Genomic DNA, 21,910 nt, shown 5'->3' with positions numbered 1-21,910 from the left:
TATCGTCCCATTTACGGGGGATTATTAGCAGAAGCACAGGAATAAGGGTGCAAATCCAGGTGAAAGCTGACGCTGGCAATCGCCAACGTCAGCGTTACAACGTTATTTCAAGGCGGCGAATGCACGCTCGGCGGCATCCAGCGTCAGTTTCAACTCGGTTTCGCCATGAGCGATCGAGGTGAAGCCGGCTTCGAAAGCGCTCGGCGCCAGGTACACGCCGCCTTCAAGCATCAAGTGGAAGAAGCGACCGAACAGCTTGGCATCGCTGGCCATCACGTCATCGAAGGTCACGATGTCGTCGGCGCCGCTGAAGTAAAGACCAAACATGCCGCCGGCCTGAGTGGTCACAAACGGAATGCCCGCGGCATCGGCGCGCTGTTGCAGGCCATCGAGCAAGCGGCTGGTGTAGTCGCTCAGCTCGTCGTGGAAACCGGGACGGCTGATCAGGCGCAGCGTCGTCAGGCCCGCCGCCATAGCCAATGGATTACCCGACAGAGTGCCAGCCTGATAGACCGGGCCCAGTGGCGCGATGTGCGACATGATTTCGCGCTTGCCGCCGAAACAGCCGACCGGCATGCCGCCGCCGATGATCTTGCCGAACGTGCTCAGGTCCGGCGTCACGCCGAAGTGCGCTTGTGCACCGCCGAGGGCGACGCGGAAACCGGTCATCACTTCGTCGAAAATCAGCACCACGCCGTGCTTGTCGCACAGGGTCCGCAGGCCTTCGAGGAAACCTGGCGCTGGCGGTACGCAGTTCATGTTGCCGGCAACCGGCTCGACGATGATGCAGGCCACGTCCTGGCCGACGTCGGCGAGCATGGTTTCGACTGCGTCGATGTCGTTGAACGGCAACGTCAGGGTGTGCTTGGCAAAATCCGCCGGCACACCGGCTGAGCTCGGCACGCCTTGGGTTAAAGCGCCGGAGCCGGCCTTGACCAGCAGGCTGTCAGAGTGACCGTGGTAGCAGCCTTCGAACTTGATGATGTTGTCGCGGCCGGTGAAACCACGGGCCAGACGGATGGCGCTCATGGTCGCTTCGGTGCCGGAGCTGACCATGCGCACCATTTCCATCGACGGCACAATCGAGCAGACCAGGTCGGCCATCTCGGTTTCCATCGCGGTTGGGGCGCCGTAGGACAATCCGTGCTCAAGCTGTTTACGCACTGCGTCCAGCACGTCCGGGTGGCTGTGGCCGAGAATCATCGGGCCCCAGGAACCAACGTAGTCAACGTAACGCTTGTCGTCTTCGTCGGTGACGTAGGCGCCTTCGGCGTGTTTGAAGAACAACGGTGTGCCGCCCACGCTTTTGAACGCGCGAACAGGCGAGTTCACGCCACCGGGGATGTGTTTCTGGGCATTGGCAAACAGGGTTTCGGAACGAGACATGATCGGGCTCTCAAATCAGACTTTTAGTAATTCGTTGAAGGCGCGGGCGCGGCGTGTCACTTCAGCCGTGCTCTCGGCGCCAAAAAGGCCATGCACGACCGCCAGCAGATCGACCCCGTGGGCCACCAGCGGGGCGGCGTTTTCCAGGGTGATGCCGCCAATCGCGCAGATCGGCAGGTGCAGTTTGCTGCGGGCCTGGTCGAGCAGTTCAAGGCTGCAAGTCGGTGCGCCGGGTTTGGTATTGGAATTGAAGAAGCGACCGAAGGCGACGTAACTGGCGCCTTCCTTGGCTGCTTGCTCGGCGAGTTCGAGTTGCGCGTGGCAGGTCGAACCGATGATCGCCTGGCGACCGAGCAGTGCTCGGGTCGGCGACAAGGGGCCGTCGGTCTGGCCCAGGTGTACGCCAACGTTCAAGCGAGCGGCCAGTTCGGCGTCGTCGTTGATGATCAGTTGTGTCTTGTAGCGATCACACAAGTCGCGCAGGGCTTCGGCCTCACGCAAGCGTCGGGCCTCGTCGCTGCTCTTGTCGCGATATTGCAGCAGGGTGACGCCGCCTTCCAGCGCTGCTTCCACGTACAAGAGAAATTTACCGGCCAGCAACTGGCTGTCGGTAACGGCGTACAGGCCACGTAGTTTCATCGGACAAGCCTCACCGCGTTGCGAATAGAAAGTTACGAACAGAAATCCAGCGGCAGACGGCGCGGCACGAACTGGCCTTTGCCCAGTTGCTCCGCGTCACGCAGGGTACGCCAAGTGTAGTTAAGCGCGGTCTGCACGGCGCTGGCGAGATGTTCACCCTGGGCCAGTCGACCGGTCAGGGCGCTGGCCAGGGTGCAACCGGAACCGTGATAACTGCCGGGCAAGCGTTGGCAAGTAAAGGTTTCGCGGTGGCCATCGCGGCTGTACAGGCGATTGTGGATTTCGTGTTCGTCGCCATGACCGCCCGTGATCAGCAGGTGCTTGACGAACGGCAGGAGTTTTTCAGCGCACTCGTCCGCAGTGCCTTCGGGCAGTTCGGCGAGGATGCGGGCTTCGGGAAGGTTGGGGGTGGCGATGATCGACAGAGGCAGCAGGCGCTCGCGCATGGCATAGCCGACTTCATCCTTGCCCAGGCGTCCGCCGCCGCCGGCGCGCAGCACCGGGTCGCAGACCACCGGCAAATGCGGGTGTGCCGAAAGCAGTTCGACGACAGTGTCGACCATCTCCAGGGAGCCGAGCATGCCCAGTTTCACGGCAGCAACTTCGGAGTCGTTGAGTACGGCGTTGGCCTGGGCCAGCACCCACTCGCGGTCGAGCACGCGAAAGTCAGTGACGTTGACCGTGTCTTGCACGGTCAGGGCGGTGACGGCCGGAGCCGCATGACAACCCTGAGCGAGCAGGGCTTCGATATCTGCCTGCAAGCCGGCGCCACCACTGGGGTCGTGGCCGGAGAGACAGAGGACAACGGGGCGAGAGCTGTAGATATTCATGGTGCGCGAGCTTACCACCAAACATCGATTTTCGGGTGCAGTGGCCGCAAGGTCTGCCGATACATTGTGGTGAGGGGCTTGCCCCCTTTTTTGCATTCGGTCGGCAACATCGCGTCGTCAGATTCACGACTGCTTCGCAGCCGAACGCAGTGGTGTGGCATTGCGTCAAGTCCCCTCGCCACAGATGTTCAGTATTCCCATAAGCTGACCGTATAAACAGATTTGCCTCAATCGCGCCGCTGTAACACCCGTACTAGAGCCTTTTCAGGAAATATTTCAATGGTGCTCAATGGCCATCAACGGCTATGCTAGAGTGGATCCAAACCAATAACAGGTAATACCGGTTTTACGTCTACTCAAAGGGAATGAGGGGCTTCCTGAGATAACCGGACAGGCCACGCTGGGGCTTAAATGCGCTATTTGCTGATGTTGCTGTTGTGCTTGCCCCTCATGGCGAGCGCCGTCGAATTCGATGAATTCACCCAGAGCCTTCCCCTGGGCCGAACCCTGCAGGTGTACGAAGACGCGGGCGGTCAGGCGACCTTCGCCGATGTCCGTGCGCAAGCTGCGGCCGGTAACTTCAAGCCTCACGATAAAGCCACCCTCAACGCGGGTTATTCGCGTTCGGTGTTCTGGCTGAAAATCGATCTGCATTACCGTCCTTCGAACCCGGTTGCGCAACGGACCTGGCTTCTGGAGCTGGCCTACCCGCCCCTCGATCACCTCGATCTCTACTTGCCCGATGCTGTGGGTGGTTACCGATTGGCGGGACAAACAGGTGACGCGTTGCCGTTCGCCAGTCGCGAGATCCGCCAGAACAACTACCTGTTCGATCTGGATTTCGTGCCTGACCAGGCGCAGACCGTTTTCCTGCGTCTGCAAAGCGAAGGGTCGATCCAGGCGCCCGTCACCTTGTGGTCGAGCACCGCTTACCTCGAAGAACAGCCGGTACGCCTTTATGTGCTGGGGCTGATTTATGGGGTGTTGTTGGGGATGCTGGTCTACAACCTGTTCATCTACCTCAGCGTGCGCGACACCAGTTACCTCTATTACATCTTTTACATCGCTTCCTTCGGCCTGTATCAACTGTCGGTGAACGGCGCAGCCGTGGAATATTTCTGGCCGGACAACCCGTGGTGGGCCAACGCAGCAACGCCATTTTTTATCGGTTGTGCAGGGCTGTTCGGCAGTCAGTTCGCCCGCAGCTTCTTGCAGACGGCCAACTACGGTCGTTGGCTCGACCGTTTACTCTTGGCACTGGTCGCGTTCAGTGCGGTGGTGGTCGGGTTGTCGTTGATGGCCAGTTACGCCCTGGCCTTGCGCCTGGCAACAGTCTTGGCGTTGGTCTTCACCGTGGTGATTTTCATCGCCGGGTTGTGCGCCTGGCTGCGTGGCCTGCGGGTGGCACGGTATTTCATCATCGCCTGGTCGGCTTTCCTGCTCGGCGGCATCGTCAACACGATGATGGTGTTGGGTTACCTGCCGAACGTGTTCCTGACGATGTATTCCAGCCAGATCGGTTCTGCCATCGAAGTGGCGCTGCTGTCTCTGGCCCTGGCCGACCGCATCAACGCCATGCGCGAGCAGCAGGCGCAGACGCTGTTTGATGCCGGTCAGAAGCTCGAAGTGCTGAACCAGCAACTGGCCCACAGTAACAAGCTCAAGGATGAATTTCTCGCCACCCTGACCCACGAGTTACGCACGCCCATGAACGGTGTGATCGGTTCGCTTGAATTGATGCAGACCGTCGAGATGGACCCGGAACTGGAGCAATACCAGCAGACCGCCGCCGGTTCCGCGCGGGACATGATGCGCATGGTCAACGGCATCCTGACCCTGACCGAGTTGCAGGCCGGCAAGCTTAAAGTCAGTCCGGCAACGTTCAGTCTGCGCGGCGTGGTCGAGACCTTGCGCGCACAGTTCGAGGGCAATGCTTCAAGCAAGTCGCTGGACTTCAAAGTGGAAGTGACACCGGGTCTGCCGGATCGCTTGAACGGCGACAGCGCCAAGCTGACGCAATGCCTGGAATGCCTGTTGGACAACGCCATCAAATTCACCCGGGTCGGCGGGCTGGCCCTGCGGGTGACGGGCAAACCGGTGGAAAGCGGTCGGATGTCGCTGTCGTTTGCGGTGATCGACACCGGTATCGGCTTTACCGATCTGGGAGAGGCGACGATGTATCAGCGCTTCTTCCAGCTCGATGGTTCGATGACCCGCGAATACGGTGGCCTGGGCGTTGGCCTGGCGATCTGCCGGCAACTGGTCGAATTGCTCGGCGGGCGCCTGACCCATCGATCCGAGCCCGGCAGCGGTAGCCGTTTCCAGTTGGACGTCGAGTTCGAACTGCCCGTGATCGAGCGGCCGGCAGTGCCCTTGATGACCCGCAAGTTTGCGCGTCTTCGATTGCCACAGGACTGCACGGTGCTGTTGGTGGATGACAACAGCATCAATCAATTGGTGATGCGTGGCATGTTGCTCAAGCTCGGGTTCCGGGTACGCGCCACCGACGGCTGCGCAGCCGCGCTTGATCTGTTGCAGCGAGAAACATTCGATGCGGTGCTGCTCGATTGCCAGTTGCCGACGCTGGATGGCGCCGCCCTTTGCTGCCAGATCCGCACCTTGCCGGGCTGTGCCGATTTGCCGGTGTTCGTGATTGCCGTCAGCGCCGATCGGGAGCGCTGCCCGACGGGAGCCTTGATCGATTACCTGAGTAAACCGGTTAAATTCGAGGATCTGCAAGCGGCGCTCTATCGGCGGGTACTCTGTTCGGGGCAAGGCGAAAGCGCCGACATTTAGGCGGGTATGACACTTTGTTCGGTCAAGGGGCGGTGCTTAACTGAGCCTCTTGGCTGATCAAAGGAGCCCCGTCATGAACCTGCATCAGTTCGCCGAAACCCACGAAGTCACCAACCAGCCACCGTCGCTAGACGGCACCAACCTCTATCGCATCGACCTGCCCTTGCAAGAGTGGTCGCGGCGTTTCGGGGCCGGTTGGGCCGAGTCGCGGATCGACGCGTATGGCGCACTGGCCGGTGGGCCGCTGATGGAAGCAGGGTTCCTGGCCAATCAGAACAAACCGCTGTTCGTCAGCCATGACCGTTACGGCCATCGCATCGACCTGGTGGAATTTCACCCGGCCTATCACCAGTTGATGCGCACGGCGGTCGAGCACGGCTTGACCTCGTTACCCTGGGCGCATCCGCAACCCGGCGCCCATGTGGCTCGCGCGTCCATGTCGTACCTGCACAGCCAGGCCGAAGCTGGCAGCGGTTGCCCGCTGACCATGACGTTCGCCAGCGTCCCGGCGATGCGCCTGCAACCGGATCTGGCCAAACAATGGCTGCCGAAAATCCTCTCGACCGAATACGACTCGCGCAATGTCGGCATGGCCCACAAGGCGGGTGTCACCATCGGCATGGCGATGACCGAGAAACAGGGCGGCACCGACGTGCGGGCCAACACCACCAAGGCGTACCCGGTTGGCGCCAGTGGCCCAGGCCAGGCCTATGAATTGGTGGGGCACAAGTGGTTCTGTTCCGCGCCAATGTGCGATGCCTTCCTGACGCTGGCGCAGACGGACAAGGGTTTGACCTGTTTCCTGCTGCCACGCCATCGCCCGGACGACACGCGCAATCAGTTCTACATCCAGCGCCTGAAGAACAAACTCGGCAATTGCTCCAATGCCTCCAGCGAGGTGGAGTTCCGTGGCGCGCTGGCGTGGATGGTCGGCGAAGAGGGGCGGGGAGTTCCGACCATCATCGAAATGGTTGCCATGACCCGCTTCGATTGCATGGTCGGTTCCAGCTCGCTGATGCGCCAGGCGCTGACTCAGGCCAGTCATCACTGCGCTCATCGCATGGTCGGCGGCAAGTTGCTCAGCGAACAGCCGTTGATGCAAAACGTACTCGCCGATCTGGCGCTGGAAAGCGAAGCGGCCCTGGCCTTGAGCCTGCGCATGGGCAAGGCGCTGGATCATCTGGATGACAGCCACGAAGCCAAATTCGCCCGGTTGGTCACGGCGGTGGGCAAGTACTGGATCTGCAAGCGCGCGCCCGCAATGATCAACGAAGCCGCCGAATGCATGGGCGGCGCGGGCTATGTCGAGGAAAGCATCCTCCCGCGCCTGTACCGTGAGGCGCCGGTCAATTCGACGTGGGAAGGTTCCGGCAACGTGCAATGCCTGGACGTGTTGCGAGCATTATCGAAGGAGCCGGGCGTGCTCGATGTGCTGTTCAGCGAGCTGGGCGATGGGCATGGCGATAAGCGCCTGGCTGCGCACATCAGCCAGTTGCAGGCGGCGTTCAAGGACACCAGCGACATTCAATACCGCGCGCGGCAGCTGACTGAAGACATCGCGTTGGGGCTTCAGGCCAAGTTATTGCTGGAGGCCGGGAACTCGGCGGTCAGCGATGCCTTTATCGCCAGCCGCCTAGGTTTGGCCGGTCGGGTGTATGGCGCGTTGCCGCGTGGGCTGGATGTTGAAGCGATCGTCGCCCGCTCGACTCCGCTCCTATAAACAACAAAGAACCCTTGTGGGAGCGGGCTTGCTCGCGAACGCGGTGTTTCAGTCGACATCTCTATCGCCTGACACGGCGTATTCGCGAGCAAGCCCGCTCCCACAATTGATCTTTGGCGAACTGAGCAAATTGCGTATCAGCACGCCACTGTTTCCGTCTGGCAGCGATGCAGGCAAGATGAAGCTCTGCAAGTCAGAACACAGGATGCTGATCGTGACCGAAGCTTTTATTGTCGTTCAAACCGCCGAGCAAGCCGTGGACCGGCTTGCGCTCTTGCACAATCGTGCAACCACCGCGCTGAACCAGGCGCTCAAGCGTTATCTCAAGGACCGAGTCGAGCCGGACGCTGAACAGCGTGCGATGTTTCGTTATCCCGAGCTGCGTCTGACCTACCACTGCCAGGGCGAAGTCCCACAGACCACGCGCGCTTATGCCAAGGTTCAGTTACCCGGAACCTACAGCGTCACCGTCACCCACCCGGCGGCCTTCCGTAAATACCTGCTGGAACAACTCGTGCCGTTGATGCACGACTTCACCGTGACCGTGGAAGTCGGCATCAGCCAGCAAAACATTCCTTATCCCTACGTGGTCGAGCAGGGCGATGAACTGGCCGGCTCCGGCGTCACCGCGGCCGTGCTGGCGCGGGTGTTCCCGAGTACCGACCTGTCGGCCGCGACCGACGGCATTGCCGATGGTCTGTACGACTGGGAAAACACCGATCCGCTGCCACTGGCCCTGTTCGATGCCGCGCGGGTCGATTTCTCGTTGCGCCGACTGGTGCATTACACCGGCAGCGACTGGCGTCATGTGCAACCGTGGATTCTGCTGACCAACTACCACCGTTACGTCGATCAGTTCATCGTCCATGGCCTGGAGCAGTTGCGCAGCGATCCGCGTTTCGTGCGCATGGTATTGCCGGGCAACGTGATCATCGAAAAGAGCATGGACCACGGCGAAGCCTCGGCGATTGCTGCGGGCGTGGTTTGGCACCGCTATCAGATGCCGGCTTATCACCTGATCGCCAGCGATGGCCATGGCGTGACCTTGGTGAACATTGGCGTCGGCCCGTCCAACGCCAAGAACATCACCGACCATTTGGCGGTGCTGCGTCCACATTGCTGGTTGATGATCGGTCACTGCGGCGGCTTGCGTCAGTCGCAGACCATTGGCGACTACGTGCTGGCTCACGCTTATATGCGTCGTGACGGGATTCTCGACCGGGTGGTGCCGCCGAACATTCCGATTCCGGCCCTGGCCGAAGTGCAGATGGCCTTGCAGCAGGCGGCCGCCAATATCACCGGCGAGAAGGGCGACGAGCTGAAGAAACGCCTGCGCACCGGCACCGTACTGACTTACGACGACCGTAACTGGGAATTGCGCTGGGCGCAGGAACGTCCGTTGATCAACCTGTCCCGCGCCGTGGCGGTGGACATGGAAAGCGGCACCATCGCGGCCCAAGGCTATCGCCTGCGGGTGCCCTATGGCACGTTGCTCTGCGTGTCGGACAAACCGCTGCACAGCGAAATCAAGCTGCCGGGTTCGGCCAACGCCTTCTATGAGCGCGCGGTCAGCCAGCACTTGAAGATCGGCATCGAAGCGGTGGATCTGTTGCGCACCGAACTCAACTCGTTGCATTCGCGCAAACTGCGCAGCTTCGACGAGCCGCCGTTCCGCTGATTCGTGATGGTCATTTGACGGTCAGGGCACTAGCATTGGCAGCCCTGACCGTTAGATGTTCCTCTTTCCCATGCCCCGTCCTCAACGTCCCGTTTCTCGCCGCCCTGGCGCGAAGCCTGCGCCATCCTCCTCAGCCCCGCGCCGTGTCGCCAAAGCGCCACCGGCCGAGCCGAAGTTGATCCTGTTCAACAAACCCTTCGATGTGCTGACCCAGTTCAGCGACGAAGGAGGGAGGGCGACACTCAAGGATTACATCGAGATTCCGGGGATTTACCCGGCAGGCCGACTGGACCGCGACAGCGAGGGATTATTGCTGCTGACCAACGATGGCCAGCTGCAAGCGCGAATCGCCGACCCGAAACACAAATTGGCGAAGACTTATTGGGTGCAAGTGGAGGGCGAGCCGAGCGCTGAGCAGTTGCAGCGTTTGCGTGACGGCGTCGAACTCAACGACGGCATGACCTTGCCGGCCGAGGCGCGGCAACTGGATGAGCCCGAGCTGTGGCCACGCAACCCGCCGGTGCGCTTTCGCAAAAGCGTGCCGACCAGTTGGCTGGAGTTGGTGATTCGCGAGGGGCGCAATCGTCAGGTACGGCGCATGACGGCGGCGGTCGGCTTGCCGACGTTGCGCCTGGTGCGGGTCAGGATTGGCGACTGGACGATCGAAGGGCTCGATCAGGGCCAGTGGAAAGAAGTACCGGCGCGTTTATAACGCGCCGGATTCGATCAGGCCGATCACCACGCTTTTGATCACGAACGCGGCCACGCCCAGACCCAGTACGGAGAACAGGATAACCGAGCCAAAGCGTCCGGCCTTGGATTTCTTCGCCAGATCCCAGACGATGAAACCCATGAAAATGATCAGGATGCTGACCAGTCCAGTCATCATCCACTCTTCGAAAACTGCAGGATCCATTAAATATCTCCAGCGCGGGCGGGGCTAAAAGGCGCTGGAGTATACGGCATGGAGGAGTGGTGGAGGATTGACCTGCGGCAGTGTGTCGCACTGTGGCGAGGGAGCTTGCTCCCGCTGGGTCGCGAAGCGGCCCTCCAAAAACGCGATTGAGTTCAGCAAGGCACACCGCGTCCACCGGTTTGCGCCTGCTTCGCAGCCGAGCGGGAGCAAGCTCCCTCGCCACAATCAGCTACGCAGATGAGTCAACGGCAGCTCGGTGCTGTTCAACACCTGATTCAGCACAAAACTCGACCGCACACTCGTCACCCCTTCAATCCGGGTCAAATGCCCCAGCAGCAGTTTCTGATAGTGATCCATGTCCGGCACGACGACTTTAAGCTGATAGTCCGCATCCATCCCCGTGACCAGACTGCATTCCAGCACCTGCGGCAAGGTGCGAATCGCGGCTTCAAAGTTCTCGAAACGCTCCGGCGTATGTCGGTCCATGCCGATCAGCACATAAGCCGTGAGGCTCAAGCCGAGCATCTTGCGGTCCAGCAGCGCCACCTGGCGGGTGATGTAGCCATCGTCTTCCAGTTGCTTGACCCGGCGCGAGCAAGGCGAAGGCGACAGGCCGATGCGTTCGGCCAGCTCCTGGTTGGAGATGCGCGCGTCGCGCTGCAATTCCGCCAAAATGCTCAAGTCGTATCGGTCGAGTTTGCTCATCAATCAGGCCTTTGTCATAACTATTGCGGCAGATTATCTATCCAGGGTTAAAAATTGCGCAAGTGATGTTTAATTGAGCAATCTTCGCAATCCTCTGCCGGCGCCTGCGGCCTATTCTTATCACCAGAATCACTGCTCGGACAAACAGTCCATAGCCGCTCGCCGAATCAGGCCAGCGGCGGCCGCCACCCCCACCGGGGATGTGCCGGCCCCCGAGCTACACACTGTCCAGAAGACGGCGTGAGGTGAGCCGACGTCATAAGCGTCGAGCACGGACGAAGTTCTCAAAGGGAGGCCGACGGGTCTCCCTTTTCTTTTGCCTGCAATTTACCCGCTGCCCTCAATAAATAAGTTGCGCGACTGATAACCTGTTGCAGAACCGCCCTGTACTTTCCCAGTCCTACGTACAGGCCCTAACCCGCAGTGAGGAAAAGCATGAAGTCGCGCATCTGGCGTTTGGCCGGTGTTGGTTTGCTGTGTGTCAGTGTCACTGCGCAATCGCTGGCCGATGATCAGCAAAACCGTGGCCCCGATGGCGGGCAAGGTGGATCGGACGGCCATCAGGGCAACAATCAGGGGCATGGCGGCAATAATCAGCCGCGCCCGCAGAACAACGACATCATTCGTGGCGACAACAGCCGCCAGTTTGAGCACAACGGCCAGAATCAGAACAACGGCCAGTGGCAGAACCGTCAGCCGCCCAACTACAACAATCCTGTTCGATCACCGCCACCGCCACCTCAGCTGCCGGCCAATGACCTGCCGATTCAGGGGCGGCCGGACACTGTGCGCCAGACCCAGCAGCCTCAGCGTGGTTACTATCAGGACAATCCACAGCGCAACAATTACAACCAGCATTGGCAGAACAACGGTCCGCGTCCCGATGATCGCCGTTGGGCGGGTCGTCCGGATGGGCACGGTAATGGCTGGGGCCCCGGCCCGCAATATCGCCCGGGTCATGTGATCGACCGCTTCCCGGACCGTGACTACCGCGTGCCTTATGGTGGTCGGGATTATTTCTATTCCGGCGGCTATTGGTATCGCCCACAAGGCCCGCGGTATGTGGTGGTCCAACCACCACGCGGGATTCGAGTCAGCTACTTGCCCGATTACGCGCGTGAGGTGTGGATAGGTGGGGCGCTGCTGTTCCTGGCGGCCGGTTCGTACTACGCCTATCAGGAAAACACCCAGGACTACTTGGTGGTCGAGCCGCCGGTGCAAGCGCAGCCGCAGCCGGTCAGTAATAGCTACGACGTGGAGGCGTATCCGGCCAACGGTCAGTCGCCGGAACAGGTCAACCAGGACGGTTACGAGTGTTATCAATACGCGGTGCAGCAAAGTGGCTTCAATCCGCGGACAGCCACCTACCAACCAGACCCGTCGGTGGTACAAGCCTATCGCCAGGCCCAGGGCAATTGCCTGGGCAGTCGGGGTTATCAGGTGTCTTACTGAGCCTTGGCGGCCAGCACCACTTCCTGCGGGTCGGCGTGCACCAGCACTTCGGCTCGCGGGTAAGCGGCGTGAATCGCATCGGCGGCCTGATCGCTGATGCCGTGGGCGACTGACAGGGTCAGGTCCCCCGGCAATTCCAGGTGTAACTGCACGAACCACTGGTTGCCGGAAATCCGCGTGCGCAGGTCATGCGCGCCCAAAACCCCCGGAACGCCGCAGGCGAGCTCAAGCATGTGCTGGCTCACATCCGGCGGCAGTTCTTCATCCATCAGCACCGTAAAACTTTCTCGGGCGATCTGAATGGCGCTCCAGAAAATGTACGCCGCAATCCCCAGGCCGAACCAGGCATCGAGCTGATGCCAGCCAAACCCGGCGAGCACCAGCGCCAGCAGAATGCTGCCATTGAGCAGCATGTCCGAGCGGTAGTGCAGGGAGTCGGCGCGCACCGCATTGGAGCCGGTGGCCTTGACCACCCGATGTTGCAACATCAGCAACGCCAGGGTCAGCGCCAGGGAAAATATAATCACCCCGATGCTGATCCACGGCGCGCCCACCGGTTCCGGATGTTTCAGCCGCTCGAACGCCTGCAAGGCAATCAGTACCGCACTGCCACCAATGAACAGCGCTTGAGCCATGCCTGCCAGCGACTCGGCTTTGCCATGCCCGTAACGGTGATCGTCATCGGCGGGGCGCAAGGCGTAATGCACCGCCAGCAGGTTGAGCAAGGAGGTGACGCCGTCGAGCGCCGAGTCGGTCAACCCGGCGAGCATGCTCACCGAACCGCTCAACCACCACGCGATGGCTTTGGCGACGATCAGCGTACACGCCACCGCCACCGAGGCACGAGTCGCCAGCCGCAGCAGGCGGGCGTGTTCGGAGCTGGAGATCATAAGTGCGGCTATTCCTTCACGTGCACGGATTACGCGGCGGGTTGCAGGCCGAACATGGCCAGTTGCTGGGCGCTGCCTTTGTGTTGAATCAGGCGTGGGTCATCCAGAGGGAAGCTGCGACCCAACTCGGTTTCGAGAATAGTCTGCAACTTATGGTTATCAACTTTGCCGTCAGCGCCTATCGCTTCCTTGAGCTTTTCCGGAGCCACTTGGGCGGTGTGGCCAGGCTCGAAGTAAATCGCCCCGGTGGCGAAGTCAACGGCAAACGCGATCAGGCCGGGGATGATGTAGAACAGCAGACCCACGGCATCCAGCGCCGCAATGGCCGGGTCGATCTTGCCGTCAATCTGTCCCCGACGGTCCGGGTAGAAAATCGATCCGCAAGCGGTCACCTGGGTCAGCAACGTCGCGACCAATACACCGCCAATCAAGCGAAAGGGAACACGCATATGAAATCTCCTGAGTCATCTGGAAAACGAAGGGGCGTCTATATGAATTAGGACCGTGATTAACGCCGAGCAGTTCGCCGTTATACTCGGCGCGGCAGGGCGTGCCCACAGTAAATTGCGGCCGCGTCTCACCCCTTCCTGGAATAGTTGAGTACTGAAGTTGTTTTTTCCAGATCAACCACGTGTAACGGCTGATAAATTTTATCGGGGTTCGGCCCTGTGGGCTGAAGCTGTGGACGCGCCATGCTGCGTTGCGAGACTTGGTAAGGAAACGACCCTTACCAGCGTCTCGCGCCTTGCCTGGCACGCCCACAACTTCAACGCGACTCGCAATTTACTGTGGGCACGCCCTGTGGAGCCAGCATGATTCCTTTGCCGATTGATGAAGTTTTACCCGCCCTGCGTGAAGCCTTGGCTACACGCCACGAAGCCGTGCTCGAAGCACCGCCCGGCGCCGGTAAGACCACCCGTGTTCCGCTGGCCTTGCTCAACGAGCCGTGGCTGGCCGGACAGACCATTCTGATGCTTGAACCGCGCCGTTTGGCGGCGCGGGCGGCGGCGGAGCGTCTGGCCAGTGAGCTGGGGGAGAAGGTTGGTGAAACTGTCGGATATCGCATTCGTCTCGACAGCAAAGTCGGCCCCAAGACCCGTATCGAAGTGGTCACCGAAGGCATCCTCACCCGACGCTTGCAGGATGACCCGGCGCTCGACGGCGTTGGCCTGCTGATCTTCGACGAATTCCACGAGCGCAGTCTCGACGCGGATCTGGCATTGGCCCTGAGCCTGAATGGCCGCGAGCTGTTCCGCGACGATCAGCCGCTGAAAATCCTTTTGATGTCTGCAACGCTCGAGGGCGAACGCCTGGCCGGGTTGCTCGATGACGCGCCGATCCTGCGCAGTGAAGGCCGCATGTACCCGGTGGCGATGCGCTGGGGGCGCCCGTTTCAGACCGGCGAATTCATTGAGCCCCGTCTGGTGCAGACGATTCTCGACGCCTTGAATGATGAGACCGGCAGCGTGCTGGTTTTTCTGCCGGGGCAGGCGGAAATCCGTCGCGTGCATCAACAATTGGCGGATGCGCTGGGTGAGAGTCCACAGGTTTTGCTCTGCCCGTTGCACGGTGAACTGGACCTCGCCGCCCAACGCGCGGCGATCGATCCGGCACCGGCGGGCAAGCGCAAAGTGGTGCTGGCGACCAACATCGCCGAGACCAGCCTGACCATCGATGGCGTGCGCGTGGTGATCGATGCCGGGCTGGCGCGGGTGCCGCGTTTCGATCCCGGCAGCGGCATGACCCGGCTCGACACCCAACGAATTTCCAAAGCCAGCGCCACTCAACGCGCCGGGCGGGCAGGGCGTCTGGAGCCGGGCGTGTGTTATCGATTGTGGTCTCAGGATCAGCACGAGCAATTGGCGGCCTACGCCAGTGCGGAAATTCTCTCGGCCGACCTCGCCGGCCTGGCCTTGCAGCTCGGACGTTGGGGCGTGACACCCGGGCAATTGGTGTGGCTCGACGTACCGCCCGCGGCCGCTTATGCACAGGCTCAGGATCTGCTTGATCGGCTGGGTGCCTTGGACGGCGAAGCGCTGACGCGTCACGGTCAGGCCATGGCCGAACTGCCGGCCCATCCGCGCATCGCCCATTTGTTGTTGCGCGGGCAGGCGCTCGGTTTGGCCAGCATGGCCTGCGATGTCGCGGCATTGCTCGGCGAGCGGGACATCTTGCGTGGCGCCGGAGCGGATCTGCACAGCCGATTGGTGCTGTTGTCTGGCGAAGAGCGCGCTGCTCGCGGCGCTCAGGGCGGGGTGCAACGTGCCCGGCAACTGGCGCGGCAGTATCGCGGTTACCTGCGCGGCAAAGCGTCGGAGCCGGTCAGCGATCCTGATCATCCGCGCTGGCTCGGCGCCCTGTTGGCGTTGGCCTATCCCGACCGCGTCGCCCAGCAGCGTCGCGCCGGTGGCGCTGAATATCGCCTGGCCAACGGCCGTGCGGCGTTGTTCGCCGAAGCAGACAGCTTGATGAAGCAAGCATGGTTGGTGATTGCGGATCTGGGCAGTCGACAGGGGCAACGCGAGGAACGGATTTATCTGGCGGCGGATTTTGATCCGGCGTTGTTCGATTCGGTGCTAGCCGAGCAAGTGCGCGTGGTCGATCAACTGGATTGGGACGAGCGCGAAGGCGTGTTGCGCGCCGAGCGTCAGCGCAAGGTCGGTGAATTGATCCTCAGCCGTGAACCGCTGACGGGCCTCGACGAAACCGCGCGCAGCCAGGCGCTGGTCAATCTGGTACGCCGTAAAGGGCTGGAACTGTTGCCGTGGACGCCGGAACTGCGTCAGTGGCAGGCGAGGGTGGCGTTGTTGCGCCAGCTGGACATCGGCAGTAAGGGTGAAAGTGAATGGCCGGATGTCAGCGACGTCGCGCTGCTCAAAAGCCTCGAACATTGGTTGATGCCGTACCTGGGCAAAGTCTCGCGGCTCAGTCATTTCGCCAATCTGGACCTGTCGAGCATCGTCCACAACTTGCTGCCCTGGCCGCTGCCGCAACGGCTGGATGAACAGGCGCCGCATCATTTGAGCGTGCCGTCGGGTTCTTCGATTCGTCTGGACTACAGCGAGCAGCCGCCGATTCTGGCGGTGCGTTTACAGGAGCTGTTCGGCCTGGCCGAAACCCCGCGCATTGCCGGGGGACGGCAAGTGGTGAAGTTGCATCTTCTATCCCCGGCGCGGCGACCGGTGCAAGTGACCCAGGACTTGGCGAACTTCTGGCGCAGCACCTACGCCGAGGTGAAGAAGGATTTGAAGGGACGGTATCCGAAGCATTATTGGCCGGATGATCCGTTGGTGGCTGAGGCCACTGCTCGGATCAAACCCCGTAAATAATCCTTCAGGTCGAACACAAAACCTGTGGCGAGGGGGCTTGCCCCCGTTGGGTGGCGAAGCCGCCCCAAAATCTGCAACCGAGGTGTGTCAGTTGCACCACATGCAGTGGTTTTGCGACTGCTGCGCAGCCGAACGGGGGTAAACCCCCTCGCCACAGTTTCACCTGACTCAGGTTCTTGTTGTGGCCTTCGCGGTGAGCTGCTCCCGACAATAATCAGCAAACAACTGCGCCGGTTTGGTCAACTGCCCGCGCTTCAACCACGCTGCCACCAGCCCTGAACCAGTGACCTCTTCGACAATATCCACGCACACCACTTTCTTCCCGTCGTAGGTGCATTCCGAATGCGGCCGCGTCACCAGGATCGAGAAGCCGAACCCTTGCCCGACCATCCCGCGCACCATCTCGATCGACGGTGAGCTGAAGGCAATGTTCGGCGACAGGTTCAGTTCTTCGAACAGGCTGACGAAGTAAGTCCGGCTCGGTTGCACGTCCAGCAGAATCATTGGCTCCAGGCACAGATCGCGCAGCGACACTTGCTTGAGCTGGGCGAAGCGATGATCCGCCGGCAGCAACGCATAAGGCCGTTGCGCCGGCATCAGCGGTTCGGTCTGAATCGTGGCGTCGAGTTCGTGCTCATAGAGGATCGCCAGGTCAAAGGTGCCCGAGGTCAGGCCTTGCACCAGCTCTTGCTGCTCGCCGTCGCGGATGCGGATTTTCACCCCCGGGTACAGCGCCGAGAACCCGGCAATCAGTTGCGGCAGGTACAACGGCGCGACCGTTTCGAAACAGCCGATATCGATTTGTCCGGCCACCACGTCGTTGTCGGCGAGGGCGTTCTGTTCGAACTCCTTGGCCATGCGCAGCAATTCCTGGGCCTTGCGATAGAAGCGCGCGCCGCTCGGTGTCAGGGACACGCCTTGGGCGTGATGGCGGATCAGCAGTTGCACGCCGAAGCTGTCTTCCAGACCTTTGATCGCCGTGGAAATCGCCGGCTGGGCGATGTACAGCTTGCGCGAGGCCTCGGCGACGCTGCCGCATTCGACGGTGGTGATGAAGTACTTCAATTGACGCAGGTTGTAGGCAGCCACGGCAAACCTCGGGGTGGATGGACTCGACATCCAGGCAATTTTGCGCCGACTGCATCCGTTCTGACGACGGTGTTGTTGTGTTTGAACAATAACCACATACCGCGTCACCGGGGAGATCGGCTGCCCAGTTTTTTCATGGTCTGCGAAGACATTTTTACTATTTTTCCTCGACACAGGCCTGGGCCACCATCCAATCCACAAGAAAGCCCATGGAGCATCTGAACGTGTTCGAGCTTGCATATTGGCAAAACAAAGCCGCTGCGCTGCGGTTTCCCGATCAGGCCCTGATCGACGGCAAACCCCGTTCGGCGCAGTCGGGGCAGACCTTCACGGCGATCAACCCCGCCACCGGCCAGCGTCTGGCGAACGTGACCGCTTGCGGTGATGAAGAGGTGGACGCTGCGGTAAGCAATGCGCGGCACGTGTTCGAGGCCGGAACCTGGTCGGCGCGGTCGCCGAGTGAGCGCAAGCAAGTGCTGTTGCGCCTGGCCGATCTGATCATGACCCATCGCGAGGAACTGGCGCTGCTCGACTCGCTGAACATGGGCAAGCCCGTCATGGATGCCTACAACATCGATGTGCCGGGCGCCGCCGGGGTGTTTCGCTGGTACGCCGAAAGCCTCGACAAACTCTACGACCAGATCGCCCCAAGTGCGCAGAACGTATTGGCGACTATCACCCGCGAAGCGCTGGGTGTGGTCGCTGCCGTGGTTCCATGGAATTTCCCGCTGGACATGGCTGCGTGGAAACTCGCACCCGCGTTGGCGGCGGGCAACTCGGTGATCCTCAAACCCGCCGAGCAATCACCGTTTTCCGCGTTGCGTCTGGCCGAGCTGGCGCTGGAGGCCGGCCTGCCACCGGGCGTGCTGAACGTGCTGCCGGGCCTCGGTGAACAGACCGGCAAAGCCCTCGGTTTGCACCCGGACGTCGATTGCCTGGTGTTCACCGGCTCCACCGAAGTCGGTAAATATTTCATGAAGTACTCGGCGCAATCGAACCTGAAACAGGTGTGGCTGGAGTGCGGCGGCAAGAGCGCCAATCTGGTATTCGCCGATTGTCAGGACCTGGATCTGGCTGCACAGAAAGCCGCGTTCGGGATCTTCTTCAATCAGGGCGAAGTGTGCTCGGCCAACTCACGGTTACTGGTGCAGCGTTCGATTCATGACGAATTCATCGAGCGCCTGAAAGTACAGGCCGAGCGCTGGCAACCGGGTGATCCGCTGGACCCGTCGAGCAGCGCCGGGGCGATTGTCGACAGCCGACAGACCGCGCGCATCATGAAGTTCATCCAGCAGGCCGAACGCCTGGGCGCGACCAGGGTGTGTGGGGGGCGGCAGTCGATCTTCAACGGGTCCGACAACTTCATTCAGCCGACGATTTTCACCGGTGTGAGCCCGGACATGCCGCTGTTTCGCGATGAAGTGTTCGGCCCGGTGCTGGCGGTCACGGCGTTCGATGACGAGGCCCACGCCTTGCAACTGGCCAACGACAGCGTCTACGGATTGGCCGCCTCGCTGTGGACCGACGACCTCAACCGCGCCCACCGTGTGGCGCGGCAATTGCGAGCGGGCACGGTGTCGGTCAACAGTGTCGATGCCCTGGACGTGACCGTGCCTTTCGGCGGTGGCAAGCAGTCGGGTTTTGGCCGCGACCTGTCGCTGCACTCATTCGATAAATACACCCAGTTGAAGACCACCTGGTTTCAGCTGCGCTCATAACAGCCGCTCATAACAAAACGGAGAACTGGCGATGACCACACCACGTGAAACCCGCGACTACCAGGCCGCCGACGCTGCGCACCACATCCACGCGTTCGTCGACCAAAAAGCGCTCAACGACGAAGGGCCGCGGGTGATGGTCCGTGGCGAGCGTCTGCACCTGTGGGACAACGATGGTCGGCGTTACCTCGACGGCATGTCCGGGTTGTGGTGCACCAACCTCGGTTACGGGCGCAAGGACCTGGCGGCGGCGGCGACCCGACAGCTTGAGCAACTGCCGTACTACAACATGTTTTTCCACACCACCCACCCGCAGGTGATCGAACTCTCTGAGCTGCTGTTCAGCCTGCTGCCGGGGCACTACAGCCACGCGATCTACACCAACTCCGGCTCTGAGGCCAACGAGGTGCTGATCCGCACCGTGCGTCGTTACTGGACGATTCTCGGCAAGCCCGAGAAGAAAATCATGATTGGTCGCTGGAACGGTTACCACGGTTCGACTCTGGCAGCGACGGCGCTCGGCGGCATGAAGTTCATGCACGAAATGGGCGGCATGATCCCCGACATCGAACACATCGACGAGCCGTACTTTTTCGCCCACGAGGGCAACCTGACCCCGGCCGAATTCGGCCTTCGGGCGGCGCAGCAGCTGGAAGCGAAGATTCTCGAACTGGGCGCTGACAAGGTCGCCGGGTTTATCGCCGAACCGTTCCAGGGCGCGGGCGGGATGATCTTTCCGCCAGAAAGTTACTGGCCGGAAATTCAGCGGATCTGCCGCAAGTACGACGTGTTGTTGTGCGCTGACGAAGTGATCGGCGGCTTCGGTCGCACCGGCGAATGGTTCGCCCACGAGCACTTCGGTTTCGAGCCGGACACGCTGTCGATCGCCAAGGGTTTGACCTCCGGTTACATCCCCATGGGCGGGTTGATTCTGTCGAAGAAAATGGCTCAGGTACTGGTGGAGCAGGGCGGGGTGTTTGCCCATGGCCTGACCTACTCCGGACACCCGGTGGCGGCAGCGGTCGCGATTGCCAACCTCAAGGCGTTGCGTGATGAGGGCGTGGTGACGCGGGTCAAGGATGACATCGGGCCGTACCTGCAACAGTGCCTGCGTGAGGTGTTCGGCAATCACCCGTTGGTGGGTGATATTCAGGGTGTCGGCATGGTGGCGGCGTTGCAATTGGCGGAGGACAAAAGCAGCCGCAAGCGCTTTGCCAACGAGAACGACATCGCCTGGCGTTGCCGCACGATCGGCTTTGAAGAGGGTGTGATTATTCGTTCGACGCTGGGGCGGATGATCATGGCGCCGGCGTTGATTGCCCGTCGTGAGGAAATCGATGAGCTGGTTGGCAAGACCTTGAAAGCGGTTGATCGGACGGCTCAGGAATACGGCCGACTTTAATCTTGTAGCGTTCTTGCGGGCCTCTTCGCGGGCAAGCCTCGCTCCAGGTTATGTATCGTTCCCAATTCCGCGGCCGACATATGTGTCGTGCCCGATTCCGAGGACGACATAAACCTTGTAGATACTCTGTTCACGGTCAAGCTTTCGCGAGATGTTTTTCGCTAAAAAGCTTGGCCGTATTAAATTCTTCTCCGGAACGCATGCATGCCCATAACCCGGTTAGGTATTTGCGCATGACCGCACCGATGGCCTGCATTTTCTTCTTGCCGCGCGCTACCAGAGCCTCGTAGAAGGCCTTCACATTCTCATCACAACGGATTGCCGTCATCGCCGGCATGAACATCGCTGCGCGCAAGTAAGCATTACCGCATTTGGACATTCGCCCTGGCCGGTTCACGCTGGTGCCTGACTGGGTCAACCTGACATCCAGGCCTGCATAGCGGCTTACCTGCGCCGATTTAAGCGTTACCGGAAGGGTCGTCAGCTCAGCCAGTGCGGCGATGGCTGAGGCCTCTCCAACGCCGGGGGCCGCCAGCATGCAGCGAAACTGCAAACTCAGATCCGGGCATTTGGCGATGGCATCACGTGCGGCTTTCTTCAAGCGATCAATCCGTGTGTCCAGCCCTGCAATCGCCTCTTTCTCATCCTCGATCAGCAGCTCCACACTCGTTTCTGTCGCTTGTAGCGCGTGTAATTCGTTTTTGGCTCGTGTTCGATGACCAATCAGCCGATTGATATGGCGGCCAATCGCACGCAACGTCATTTGATCGGTAGTAGGCGGAACCCAAAGCCTGGGAGTCATGCGCTCGCCATATTCAGCCAGCAATTGAGCGTCTATCTGGTCAGTTTTGCTGTTTTGCAGCATCACTTTTGCAAAATTGTGGAAGCTTTTGGGGTTGATCACCGAGACCGGCAGGCCGGCAGCGTGCAACTCCAATGCAAGATCCAGGTAGTAAATGCCAGTGGCCTCCATGACCACGCTCAGCGGTTTGAGACCTAACATCTTTGTCACGGCAGCCTTACGTCCTTTGGGCGTGTGCTGAATGTCCCACTGGCCTGATGTTTTACCGCTCTGCCGCCATCCCATGACAGACGTGCGCGCACCAATGTCTATGCCGATATGAATATTCATGCTTTTCACTTCCCTGACTTTCGGTAAGATTGCCCCTGGTTCCCCCGACCTCGAACTTCATGCCACTGCAACCTTGTAATGCGAAGTCCGACTTGTCGGCTTCTCGATACTCTTCGTGGTGGGCAATGAGGCGGGGGGGCCTCTCTACAGACAAGGTCAGGAGCAAATCCTGCCTTCAGGAGCGATCGGCCTCCCCCAGAAACGCACTTGCTTTTGTATGAATCCTTG

At 60.7% G+C, this 21,910-nt stretch carries 17 protein-coding genes; 8 read left to right on the top strand and 9 right to left on the bottom strand.

Annotation, left to right across the window (positions count from 1 at the left end; all coding sequences use genetic code 11):
• Positions 1–102: 102 nt before the first annotated feature.
• Genes hemL through ACA068_RS25705 form a run of 3 tightly spaced genes read right to left on the bottom strand, consistent with a single transcriptional unit; the run spans position 103 to position 2,855 of the window.
• Positions 103–1,386 carry a glutamate-1-semialdehyde 2,1-aminomutase gene (gene hemL / locus ACA068_RS25715; RefSeq protein WP_497305689.1) on the bottom strand — a complete coding sequence of 428 codons (1,284 nt, stop codon included), beginning with the start codon at positions 1,384–1,386 and terminating at the stop codon, positions 103–105.
• Between the two features lie 15 nt (positions 1,387–1,401).
• The gene (thiE, locus tag ACA068_RS25710; RefSeq protein ID WP_497305687.1) at positions 1,402–2,025 is read right to left on the bottom strand and encodes a thiamine phosphate synthase; all 624 of its coding nucleotides are present in this window, start codon (positions 2,023–2,025) and stop codon (positions 1,402–1,404) included.
• A gap of 32 nt (positions 2,026–2,057) precedes the next feature.
• A complete protein-coding gene (locus ACA068_RS25705) occupies positions 2,058–2,855 on the bottom strand; it encodes a hydroxymethylpyrimidine/phosphomethylpyrimidine kinase (RefSeq protein ID WP_497305685.1) in 798 nt (265 codons plus the stop codon).
• A gap of 411 nt (positions 2,856–3,266) precedes the next feature.
• Here ACA068_RS25705 and ACA068_RS25700 point away from each other — a divergent pair, with 411 nt between their 5' ends.
• The 4 genes from ACA068_RS25700 (at position 3,267) to ACA068_RS25685 (ending at position 9,761) form a co-directional block, all read left to right on the top strand.
• Positions 3,267–5,651 carry a hybrid sensor histidine kinase/response regulator gene (locus tag ACA068_RS25700; RefSeq protein WP_497305684.1) on the top strand — a complete coding sequence of 795 codons (2,385 nt, stop codon included), beginning with the start codon at positions 3,267–3,269 and terminating at the stop codon, positions 5,649–5,651.
• A gap of 73 nt (positions 5,652–5,724) precedes the next feature.
• On the top strand, positions 5,725–7,371 hold the full coding sequence (locus tag ACA068_RS25695; RefSeq protein WP_497305682.1) for an acyl-CoA dehydrogenase family protein: 1,647 nt from the start codon (positions 5,725–5,727) through the stop codon (positions 7,369–7,371).
• A gap of 178 nt (positions 7,372–7,549) precedes the next feature.
• Positions 7,550–9,049 carry an AMP nucleosidase gene (gene amn, locus ACA068_RS25690; RefSeq protein ID WP_169858286.1) on the top strand — a complete coding sequence of 500 codons (1,500 nt, stop codon included), beginning with the start codon at positions 7,550–7,552 and terminating at the stop codon, positions 9,047–9,049.
• Between the two features lie 70 nt (positions 9,050–9,119).
• Positions 9,120–9,761 (top strand): pseudouridine synthase, encoded by a 642-nt coding sequence (locus tag ACA068_RS25685; protein ID WP_497305680.1) that lies wholly within the window; start codon positions 9,120–9,122, stop codon positions 9,759–9,761.
• On the opposite strand, the gene ACA068_RS25680 is transcribed toward ACA068_RS25685, so the two are convergent.
• A complete protein-coding gene (locus ACA068_RS25680) occupies positions 9,756–9,965 on the bottom strand; it encodes a DUF2788 domain-containing protein (RefSeq protein ID WP_109635094.1) in 210 nt (69 codons plus the stop codon). The two genes, ACA068_RS25685 and ACA068_RS25680, sit on opposite strands and share 6 nt — an antisense overlap.
• A gap of 225 nt (positions 9,966–10,190) precedes the next feature.
• Entirely contained in the window at positions 10,191–10,670 is a 480-nt protein-coding gene (locus ACA068_RS25675) for an Lrp/AsnC family transcriptional regulator (protein ID WP_007894448.1), read from the bottom strand.
• 435 nt (positions 10,671–11,105) lie between these two features.
• On the opposite strand from ACA068_RS25675, the gene ACA068_RS25670 reads away from it, so the two are divergent.
• The gene (locus ACA068_RS25670; RefSeq protein WP_497305678.1) at positions 11,106–12,122 is read left to right on the top strand and encodes a DUF6515 family protein; all 1,017 of its coding nucleotides are present in this window, start codon (positions 11,106–11,108) and stop codon (positions 12,120–12,122) included.
• Here ACA068_RS25670 and ACA068_RS25665 read toward each other — a convergent pair.
• Together ACA068_RS25665 and pmcY are read right to left on the bottom strand one after the other, a co-directional pair.
• Positions 12,116–13,012: a cation diffusion facilitator family transporter gene (locus ACA068_RS25665; RefSeq protein WP_497305677.1), complete on the bottom strand. Its 897-nt coding sequence runs from the start codon at positions 13,010–13,012 to the stop codon at positions 12,116–12,118. The genes ACA068_RS25670 and ACA068_RS25665 overlap by 7 nt on opposite strands.
• 29 nt (positions 13,013–13,041) lie before the next feature.
• Positions 13,042–13,461 (bottom strand): periplasmic Zn2+ metallochaperone PmcY, encoded by a 420-nt coding sequence (pmcY, locus tag ACA068_RS25660; RefSeq protein WP_259156072.1) that lies wholly within the window; start codon positions 13,459–13,461, stop codon positions 13,042–13,044.
• A gap of 363 nt (positions 13,462–13,824) precedes the next feature.
• Between pmcY and hrpB the strand changes: the two genes are divergently transcribed.
• A complete protein-coding gene (gene hrpB, locus ACA068_RS25655) occupies positions 13,825–16,341 on the top strand; it encodes an ATP-dependent helicase HrpB (protein WP_497305675.1) in 2,517 nt (838 codons plus the stop codon).
• Positions 16,342–16,509: 168 nt separating this feature from the next.
• Here hrpB and ACA068_RS25650 read toward each other — a convergent pair whose 3' ends face one another.
• Positions 16,510–17,430 (bottom strand): LysR substrate-binding domain-containing protein, encoded by a 921-nt coding sequence (locus tag ACA068_RS25650; RefSeq protein ID WP_497305673.1) that lies wholly within the window; start codon positions 17,428–17,430, stop codon positions 16,510–16,512.
• Positions 17,431–17,654: 224 nt separating this feature from the next.
• On the opposite strand from ACA068_RS25650, the gene ACA068_RS25645 reads away from it, so the two are divergent.
• Together ACA068_RS25645 and ACA068_RS25640 are read left to right on the top strand one after the other, a co-directional pair.
• Positions 17,655–19,148, top strand: a complete 1,494-nt coding sequence (locus ACA068_RS25645; RefSeq protein ID WP_497305671.1) for an aldehyde dehydrogenase — start codon at positions 17,655–17,657, stop codon at positions 19,146–19,148.
• Positions 19,149–19,179: 31 nt separating this feature from the next.
• Complete coding sequence (locus ACA068_RS25640) at positions 19,180–20,550, top strand: aspartate aminotransferase family protein (protein ID WP_497305669.1); 1,371 nt, start codon at positions 19,180–19,182, stop codon at positions 20,548–20,550.
• A 136-nt stretch (positions 20,551–20,686) separates the two neighbouring features.
• Here ACA068_RS25640 and ACA068_RS25635 read toward each other — a convergent pair whose 3' ends face one another.
• Positions 20,687–21,682 carry an IS110 family RNA-guided transposase gene (locus ACA068_RS25635; RefSeq protein ID WP_497303007.1) on the bottom strand — a complete coding sequence of 332 codons (996 nt, stop codon included), beginning with the start codon at positions 21,680–21,682 and terminating at the stop codon, positions 20,687–20,689.
• Positions 21,683–21,910: the final 228 nt, after the last annotated feature.

It is taken from the genome of Pseudomonas sp. LBUM1660 (assembly GCF_059695935.1).
This window is presented reverse-complemented; position numbering and strand designations above follow the sequence as displayed.